The sequence below is a fragment of the Streptomyces alkaliterrae genome (assembly GCF_007097205.2).
In the GTDB taxonomy this organism is placed as follows: Bacteria; Actinomycetota; Actinomycetes; order Streptomycetales; family Streptomycetaceae; genus Streptomyces; species Streptomyces alkaliterrae.
Map to the genome: position 1 here is coordinate 1 of NZ_VJYK02000324.1, position 5,968 is coordinate 5,968.

7 protein-coding genes and 1 tRNA gene are annotated in these 5,968 nt (G+C 68.6%); 6 read left to right on the forward strand and 2 right to left on the reverse strand.

The window, feature by feature from the left end; all coding sequences use genetic code 11:
* Nucleotides 1-1,135: S1C family serine protease (locus FNX44_RS22645; RefSeq protein ID WP_143650640.1), on the forward strand; the 1,135-nt coding region annotated here is incomplete at its 5' end.
* Between the two features lie 39 nt (nt 1,136-1,174).
* A tRNA-Ser gene (locus tag FNX44_RS22650) sits at nt 1,175-1,262 on the forward strand.
* A 658-nt stretch (nt 1,263-1,920) separates the two neighbouring features.
* Here FNX44_RS22650 and FNX44_RS22655 read toward each other — a convergent pair.
* Together FNX44_RS22655 and FNX44_RS22660 are read right to left on the reverse strand one after the other, a co-directional pair.
* Nucleotides 1,921-2,619, reverse strand: a complete 699-nt coding sequence (locus FNX44_RS22655; RefSeq protein ID WP_143650641.1) for an HAD family hydrolase — start codon at nt 2,617-2,619, stop codon at nt 1,921-1,923.
* The gene (locus FNX44_RS22660; RefSeq protein ID WP_143650642.1) at nt 2,609-3,475 is read right to left on the reverse strand and encodes a GntR family transcriptional regulator; all 867 of its coding nucleotides are present in this window, start codon (nt 3,473-3,475) and stop codon (nt 2,609-2,611) included. Before FNX44_RS22660 ends, FNX44_RS22655 begins: the two co-directional genes overlap by 11 nt.
* Nucleotides 3,476-3,611: 136 nt before the next feature.
* Here FNX44_RS22660 and FNX44_RS22665 point away from each other — a divergent pair, with 136 nt between their 5' ends.
* From FNX44_RS22665 to FNX44_RS22675, 4 genes are all read left to right on the forward strand, one after another.
* Complete coding sequence (locus FNX44_RS22665; protein ID WP_143650643.1) at nt 3,612-3,938, forward strand: SCO3933 family regulatory protein; 327 nt, start codon at nt 3,612-3,614, stop codon at nt 3,936-3,938.
* Between the two features lie 2 nt (nt 3,939-3,940).
* Nucleotides 3,941-5,314, forward strand: coding sequence for an FtsK/SpoIIIE domain-containing protein (locus FNX44_RS22670; RefSeq protein ID WP_143650644.1), 1,374 nt, complete (start codon nt 3,941-3,943; stop codon nt 5,312-5,314).
* A gap of 94 nt (nt 5,315-5,408) precedes the next feature.
* A complete protein-coding gene (locus tag FNX44_RS28210; protein ID WP_173019257.1) occupies nt 5,409-5,579 on the forward strand; it encodes a hypothetical protein in 171 nt (56 codons plus the stop codon).
* Nucleotides 5,580-5,599: 20 nt separating this feature from the next.
* On the forward strand, nt 5,600-5,968 hold a 369-nt coding region (locus FNX44_RS22675), incomplete at its 3' end, for a DUF2637 domain-containing protein (RefSeq protein ID WP_143649133.1).

Below are 5,968 nucleotides of genomic sequence, written 5' to 3' on the forward strand. Positions count from 1 at the left end.
CCCCGCGCCCAAGCGGGCCCGCGGCGGCCTCATCGCCGCGGTCCTCGTCGCCGCCCTGCTCGCCGGCGGCGTCGGCGGCGGCCTCGGCTACTGGGCCGCCGACCGCGCCGGCGGCAACACCACCAGCGAGACCGTCAACGCCCCCTCCGGCAACGGCGCCACCGACCGCGCCCCCGAGTCCGTCGCCGGCATCGCCGCCAAGGCACTGCCCAGCGTGGTGACCCTCCAGGTCGACGGCGGCAGCGGCCGCTCCGGCGGCGGCACCGGCACCGGCTTCGTCTTCGACAAGCAGGGCCACATCCTCACCAACAACCACGTCGTCGCCGGCGTCGAGGGCGGCGGCGCCGAACTGACCGCCGTCTTCTCCGACGGCAAGAAGTACGACGCCGAGGTCGTCGGCCGCGCCCAGGGCTACGACGTCGCCGTCATCAAGCTCACCGACCCGGGCGACCGCAAGCTCACCCCCCTCCCGCTCGGCAAGTCCGACGACGTGGCCGTCGGCGACGCGACGGTCGCCATCGGCGCCCCCTTCGGCCTCTCCGGCACCGTCACCACCGGCATCGTCAGCGCCCTCAACCGGCCCGTCGCCTCCAGCGACGGCAACCGCTCGAACGCCTCCTACATGAGCGCCCTCCAGACGGACGCCTCCATCAACCCGGGCAACTCCGGCGGCCCCCTCCTCAACGACGCCGGCGCCGTCATTGGCGTCAACTCCGCCATCCAGTCCGCCAGCGACGGCCTCGGCGGCTCCGCGGGCAGCATCGGCCTCGGTTTCGCCATCCCCATCGACCAGGCCAAGCGCGTCGCCCAGACTCTCATCAAGACCGGCGAACCGGTGTACCCGATCATCGGCGCCTCCGTGGACATGCGCAGCCAGGGAGCCGGCGCGGAGATCGTCGAAGAGGCCGCCGACGGCAGCCCTTCCGTCGTCCGCGGCGGCCCCGCCGACCAGGCCGGCCTCCGCGGCGGCGACGTCATCACCAAGTTCGGCGGCTCCGCGATCGACAGCGGCCCGACCCTCATCAGCAAGATCTGGACCTACGAGCCCGACGACACCGTCGACGTCACCTACGAACGCAACGGCCGCGAGCAGACCACCCAGGTCACCCTGGGCAAGCGCACAGGCGACGACTGACCGGCTAAGCTGTCGCCGGAGCCGCCCCGGCGGCGACCAGGAGGTGTGCCCGAGCGGCCGAAGGGAACGGTCTTGAAAACCGTCGTGAGGTAACCCCTCACCGTGGGTTCAAATCCCACCGCCTCCGCACTTCAACGGCCTCTGACCAGCAAGAACGGTCAGGGGTCGTTGGTCATGGCAGCACCCCGCCGTGACCCCCAATTCCCCCTCATTCCCCGGTCGATCGGGCACGGATGGGGCACGCCTCCCGACCGGCGGCCGGCGGCGGTTCGAGGGGTTGGAGGAGTGTTTACCTTCTGCTGGTCGGTGGGGCCGGAGCATGAAGAAGGGGGCATACGCTTGATCAAGCAAAGTGGGGCCGCAGGCTCCCCACCGCGCTTTTGGTCCCACTGCCCCCTTCTTCTTGCTCCGGGAGGGGTCCCCGCCGAGCAGCAGAAGGTAAAGACTCCTTCGGCCCCGGTCGGGACGCGGAACGGCCCGCATGGCGCAGACGCGTAGGTGCGTCGAGGATGGCAACTCCGCCTGTCGCGTGTGTGCCGGGGTGCGCGTCGGTCGGTGCGTATGAGGAACGGGGCGTCATGGTGTGCGGTCGCGCCCGTTGGGGCCGGTTGGTTTCACCGCTAGAGATCGGGCGCTTGTGTGTGGGCGCGCGTCGGCGGACGCCGCGCGGCGCGGGCCGGAGGCAGGAGCAGAGCGCGAGCGGGAGCCGGGAGCGCGCCCGGCGAAGCGGAGCGCAGCCGGTCTTGATGAGGTAGAGAAACCTGTAACAGGTCACCCGGGAGGGCTCAGGCGTTCTGCTCGCCGATCAGGGCGTCCGCGACGGCTTGCATGTGGTCGGTGATCGCGCTGGCTCCCGATGCGGCGAACGCTTCGTGCTTGTGCGGCTTGTTGGCGTATCCGATCACGTCGGCTCCGGCGGCGTGCGCGGCTTGAATGTCCGTCACGGAGTCACCGACCAGTACGCACGTGGAGATATCGACGTCTAGAAGCGACGCCGCTTGTAGCAAGGGGTAAGGCTCGGGTTTCATTTGGTGCAACTGATCGGCTGGGCGCCCCACGATCTCGACAACGTATTTGCGCAAGCCGTGCCGGTCGAGGAAAGCGGCCACACACTCACCTGAGTTGTTACTGACCACCGCGACGTTGCGGCCGGTCTCTGCGGCTGCTCTCAGCGCGTCCACTGACCCGGGAGTTGGCGGCCCCGCCACTGCGACGGCTCGGATCTCCGCTGCCGTGAGCGCTCGCTCTACCTCCTGTCCCAACATCACATCCGCTGCGTCGGCGATGCGAAGCACTTCAATGGGGTCGTCGGTCTCGGCGGCCTTGCGTCCGGCGGCTTCGTCTTTGCTGGTGACGAGGCGAGTCAGCTCCCTCGCGACCCCTGGTGCTGGTACTCCGGCGAAGACGTTGCAGATCGGGCCATCAAAGTCGAACAGCAACGTGTCGGCGCTTGTTGCCGCCGTGGCGACAGGATCAGTGGGCATCAAGATCGAACTCCCTTCCGATCGTCTCCCAGACGCTGTCAAACCACATCGTGGCCTGCTGTACCTGCTGGGCGCCGCTTGACGAATCCCCGTCGTTGACTGAGTGGTGGAACAGGACGGTGTCTTTGCCCAGGAGGTCGTAGATTTCGATGGCTTCGCCCTGGGCGACGACCTTGTTGGGTCGGACCGGGTAATACCCGAAGAACACGTCCTCACCGTTGATGACGTAGAGCTTGAAGAACTGAGTGCCGCTGTGGACACGGACCTTTACGTGTGTCTCGGTCACCAATCCCAGGTGAACCAGCTCGGAGAACGAGTCACGGATGCTGCGGGTGTAGCCAACCATGATGTCGCGCATCCGGTCGCGGAGTCGCTGATCGTCCTTGCCGTCCTGCAAGCGCACCGGCGCGGCCTGCGGCACCGACATGTCGGGAACGAGTATCCGCATGGTGATGCTCTTCGGGGTGAGCCTGCCGACGCGGATCTTGTCTAGTGGCTCCTGCAACGCGCCGTGCAGCGTCTCACTCGAGAATCCCGCGAAGTCGATGGTCACCCGGTCGCGACTGAACGCCTGCTCCACGTACGGCCGCAATCCGGATGGGCGTTCGGTGCGGTTGCGTACGTAGACGCCGCTGCCCTTGCGGGAGACGACTAGCCCTTCGTCCTCCAAGTCGCGGAGCGCGCGTTGGATGGTCGCCCGGGCGAAGCCGTACAGCTCCGTCAGCGTCTTGTGGGACGGCAGCTTTTCTCCCGGTGCCAGCTTGCGTGTGCGGATGGCCGCACTCAGGCTGCTCGCCACCTGCACGTACGGGGGGCGGTCGTCGTCTGGGTCGAGGGGGTCGGGAGCGAACGTCATGGGGCTGATGGTACTCGCCGAGCTGATTATTTGGGCAGCCAGGCTAGCCACGTCTTGACATGACTAGCCAGGATGCTTACGTTGGTCATGTGCCCATCCGGGCTAGCCAAGTCAGCCATCTCTCGGGGAGAGAAGCATGCCTTCGTTCAAGATTGACCTTTCGACCGCTGTGGTGATCGTGGCGACGGAGCCGACGATCAAGATGGCGAACAAGCAGGCCGGTGAGGTCGCGGTGGACCGGGACACCGGGGCGACGCTGATGACGGTGGACCTGTTGGTCTCCGATGAGGGGCAGAGCAACCTGTGGAAGGTGACGGTCCCGGAGACCGGTGTTCCGGAGGGGCTGGCGGTCGGCCGCATGGTGTCGGTCGTGGGGCTCAAGGCCCGGGACTGGGAGAACACCTTCAACGGGCAGGCCCGGCACGGGATCAGCTTCCGCGCCGTGTCGCTGCTGACGGTCTGATCATGTCGGACTTGTCGCTGCTGGTGGATGCCAGTCCGCTCCTGGCGGCTGGTGGGGGCTTGTGGTGGGCGCGTGCGAAGCGTCCGGCGGTGTACTGGTCGCTGGTGCAGATGCCGGCCACCTGGGCCCGGTTCACGGTGACCTACCGGTCCACGATGGACGCGTGTGGGCTGACGGTCCGTCCCTCGCGGCTTCGGATGCTGCTGGCTCGGGCGGCGCGGCGGGAGGTGCAGCCGGTTCCGCCAAGGGTGTTGCTGGTGACGCCGACCACGACGGGCCTTCGGGTGCGGCTGCGGCTTCCGGCCGGTCTGGAACCGGCTGATGTGGCGGCGGCCTCGGGTCGGCTGCGGCACGCCTGGGGTGTCCACGCGGTGAACGTGGTGGAGACCAAGCCGGGTGTGGTCGAGCTGCGGATGACCGGCTACGACGTCCTGCGTCGGGTGCGGATGCCGCGTCGGGCTCGGTCTGGGCCGATGGTGGTTCCGGTGGCGGTGCGGGAGGACGGTACGCCGTTCGTGCGGGACTACCTCAAGGTGCCGCACGCGCTCACCCTGGGGGCGAATCAGTCGGGTAAGTCGATGTACCACCGGAACCTGATCAAGAAACTCGCCTCACAGCGGGTCGCGTTGGTGGGGATCGACTGCAAGCGTGGGGTGGAGCAGTCGGCCGCCTCGCCCCGGCTGTCGGCACTGGCCACCGACCCCACCCAAGCACTGGAACTGCTCGACGCCTTGGTTGAGGAGATGGAGCGGCGGTATGACCTGCTGAAGGAGGCGCAGGGCATCGCCTGGGATACCGCTCCGGGTGAGATCACCGCCGACATATGGGGCCTTGCTGAGGATGAGCGGCCGGTGCCGATCGTGGTGTTCATCGATGAGGTGGCGGAGCTGTTCCTGGCCTGGACGAGGAAGGATGAGGAGCGTCGGGACCGGATCGTCACTCAGCTCATCCGGCTGGCTCAGCTCGCTCGCGCGGTCGGGATCTTCCTGGAGGTGTGCGGGCAGCGCTTCGGTTCGGAGTTGGGCAAGGGAGCGACGATGCTGCGCGCTCAGCTCACGGGCCGGGTGGTGCATCGGGTCGCGGACAAGCAGACCGCCGAGATGGGGTTGGGGGATCTCTCCCCGGAAGCCGTCCCGGCCGCCACGTCGATTCCGCCGGATCGGCCGGGCACGGCGGTCGCCGCTGACGCCTCCGGCGGCTGGTCCCGCATCCGCACCCCACTCACCTCCCTCGCGGACATGGCCACCGCGTGCCGCCTCCACGCGCACCTTGTGCCCGACGTCCCGGCGCTGGCGCCGTTCCGCCCGCAGGTCCCGGCCGAACCCGCCACCGCCACGCCGGTGCGGTTGATCAAGCCGGTCCCGGCCGCCGAGTAGCTACCGGCCACTTCCTGTTCGTCGGTGGCGCGGCCGTCTCCGCGCCAAGTCCTTACCCCCGCCATGCCCGAAACCCTGGAAGGACGGTCCTGTCATGGCCGCACGGAAGACCACCCGGGCGAAGAAGCCGCCCGCGTGCCCGGACTGCAAGGGCACCGGTGAGACGACGGAGGTCGTTCGCGTCGGCTCCCGCCGCAAGGCCCGCGAGATCGACGCCCGTCAGAACGTGCTGTGCGTGACGTGCTTCGGCTCCGGCACCGCGTGACCGGGCGGAGGGAGACGACCGTGTTCCGCAACCTGCGCATCGACGCCGTGCTCGTGCAAGCGGTGATCGCTGGTGCCCTGTCGTTCGCGCATCTGCATGACCTTGCGGCGGCGGCCGGACAGGACGGGTGGAAGGCGTGGGCCTACCCGGTCTCGGTCGACCTGCTGTTGGTGGCGGCCTGGCACCGGCTCCGGCACGGCACCGCCAAGACGGCGGCCTGGTGCTGGTTCCTCATCGCCCTGGCCGCCTCCCTCGGCGCGAACATCGCCACCGCCGGCCTCCTCGACCTCAACCAGCCACCGGACTGGCTGCGCATCCTCGTCGCCGGATGGCCCGCCCTCGCCTTCTTCGGCGGCACCCTCCTCGCCCACCAACGCCCCACCCACGAC